General features: G+C 41.9%; 4 protein-coding genes. 1 reads left to right on the top strand and 3 read right to left on the bottom strand.

Annotated features, from left to right (window positions below):
- Window positions 1-301: LysR family transcriptional regulator substrate-binding protein (locus tag LG34_RS16130; protein WP_146190248.1), on the top strand; the 301-nt coding region annotated here is incomplete at its 5' end.
- Between the two features lie 61 nt (window positions 302-362).
- Here LG34_RS16130 and LG34_RS16135 read toward each other — a convergent pair.
- From LG34_RS16135 to LG34_RS16875, 3 genes are all read right to left on the bottom strand, one after another.
- A complete protein-coding gene (locus tag LG34_RS16135) occupies window positions 363-887 on the bottom strand; it encodes an adenine phosphoribosyltransferase (protein WP_109216986.1) in 525 nt (174 codons plus the stop codon).
- A gap of 48 nt (window positions 888-935) precedes the next feature.
- Window positions 936-1,760: a peptidoglycan-binding protein gene (locus LG34_RS16140; RefSeq protein ID WP_207657038.1), complete on the bottom strand. Its 825-nt coding sequence runs from the start codon at window positions 1,758-1,760 to the stop codon at window positions 936-938.
- 228 nt (window positions 1,761-1,988) lie between these two features.
- On the bottom strand, window positions 1,989-2,262 hold a 274-nt coding region (locus LG34_RS16875), incomplete at its 5' end, for a hypothetical protein (protein ID WP_181369405.1).

Consider the following 2,262-nt stretch of genomic DNA (forward strand, 5'->3'; position numbering starts at 1 on the left):
TTTCTCACCACCTATAGAGGTGGGAGTCATCTCCCATCTGATATACAATATTGACCAGCTCGACAGTCATGTGCTCATTCACGACCAGCTCGTATTTTGTGTTTCACCGGAACACCCGCTGGCTGATCATACCTCTATCACAGCTGCTGATCTGGATCATCAGGATGTCATTTTGTTTAATAAAGATTCCGTGCAGAATGCCATTTTACGCACCCGCTTTGACTCGGGAAATATAAAAAGCTTTCTATATAGAAACGATCAGATTCAACTGACACTTCTATATAGAAAGCTTTTTTCTTAACTATTTGTTTTTCCTATTTCACTTTGACTGTGAAAATTTTTTTCAAAGAACTTCGATGTCCTTAGTTACCCGGATAAGTAATGACAGACTCTACATCGTAACCTTTCAGTTTCTCACGACCGTTTAAACCAGCCAGCTCCATCAGGAATAATACTTTGACAACTTCTCCACCAAGGCTCTCGATCAGTTTGATAGCAGCCTCGATGGTTCCGCCTGTTGCGATCAGGTCGTCTACTACAACAACTTTCTGACCCGGTTTGATGGAATCTTTGTGCATCTCGATCTCTGCGGAACCGTACTCAAGGTCATATTTTGCAGAAACAGTCTCGCACGGCAGTTTTCCTTTTTTACGAACCGGTACAAAACCTTTACCAAATTCGTAAGCCAGCGGTGCGCCAAAGATAAATCCTCTGGATTCTGCTCCAACTACCACGTCAAAATCAACGCCATCCAGACGCTCTTTTAATCCGTCAATGGCAAGTTTCAGTCCGTCCGGATCCTGCAGAACAGTTGTTATATCGCGAAAAATAATGCCCGGTTCCGGAAAATCAGGGATACTTCTAACGTAATCTTCTACTTTTTTCATAATATGTATAGTTCCTCCTGTATTTTGGATTATCACTCAACCTTGTTATTATACATGAAAACTTCCGGGAGATAAAGAGATTTTTCCCAGTTCTTCAAATTTTGCGATTCCATCCGGACGCAGTTCGCAGGAAATCTGAAATTTTTGCAGGGCAGTTTTTGTTTTTGAACCAAACACGCCATCTACAGAAACGGGATAGCCTGCCTCACAAAGCTCCCATTGCAGCCAGCGAACGCCTTCTCCGTGAGTGATCTTTTTTACAGCCGGATGCTGTGCTGCTTCTTCTGGCTGCATAATCCATACATATGGACGTAAATATGGATTTTCACCTTTTCGTGTAATACTGAATTTTTCTGTCATGGTATCCGACCTGCAATTCTCCATATCGTAACTTACCCACGGAAAAAGCAGACCATATTGCCAGTCATTGTCGGTTACATTTGAGCAGATGGTTCCATAATTGATTCCTTTTGCTTCCACACAACGATACGCGCCATCACATTTACCAAGAAAAACACCCACATGTCCTGGTTTCCAGAGTACGGTTCCTACAGGGAGCCATGCATACGTTTCATACACAATTCGTTGATCTGCCACCGCATACATTTGCGCTGAGCTCAACTCCACGCCCAGATAAGCCCCGATCAGTCCGGAACAATCGGTATTCACTTTTCCAACCTGTCCCTGCTGTCTTGCCCGTTCCACATAATCATCCGTTACCAGATCCGGGAGTTTTTCGTGTAGTTCCTGCACAAATTCTTCTGTCAAAATTCCATGAGAGATTTTCGCTCCGTAAAAATATGGCGTTCCGATTCTGCCTTCTGCGAAATCTGCTAATCCCTGTCCCGTCAGATTACTTTGCAGATTCATCATGGTCATTTTCCATCCCTTTTCATTCTCTATCTATTAATTAGTATGAAACTATCTGTAAAAGTTGATCATATAACACACAACCTGCTATTTCTTAGGCAAAAACATTCACACATATACGGACTTGTTATTACTCCCCACTTATAGAGCGGAAGTCTTCTCGACCGTGAAAAAAATATGGTTGATCCAGCTTTCACTAAATCAACCATATTTTCGTTTCATAAGTTTTTGTTATTTGACTTTTCCGTTAACAACGTGATACCGCACACCATTCTGTGTTACATATCCATTATAGGAAAAATCAACTTTTCCGTTTCTGATGTACCAGCGACCATTTTCGTTGCTTGCAATTCCATTAAAATTGAAATTAACTTTTCCACCTTCAATACGCCACCAGCCATTTTCATTCTTTGCTACTGTGTTGGCGCTAAAGTCTACTTTTCCATTGCGGATCAACCACCAGCCGTTTTCGTTCTTTGCTACTGTGTTGGCACTAAAATCTACC

It is taken from the genome of Eubacterium ramulus, from assembly GCF_003122485.1.
GTDB lineage: Bacteria > Bacillota > Clostridia > Lachnospirales > Lachnospiraceae > Eubacterium_I > Eubacterium_I ramulus_A.

Excerpts from the sequence above, each read along its gene's own strand:
- LG34_RS16140 (WP_207657038.1), bottom strand. The coding sequence starts at position 1,760 with ATGATGAATCTGCAAAGTAATCTGACGGGACAGGGATTAGCAGATTTC.
- LG34_RS16135 (WP_109216986.1), bottom strand. The coding sequence starts at position 887 with ATGAAAAAAGTAGAAGATTACGTTAGAAGTATCCCTGATTTTCCGGAA.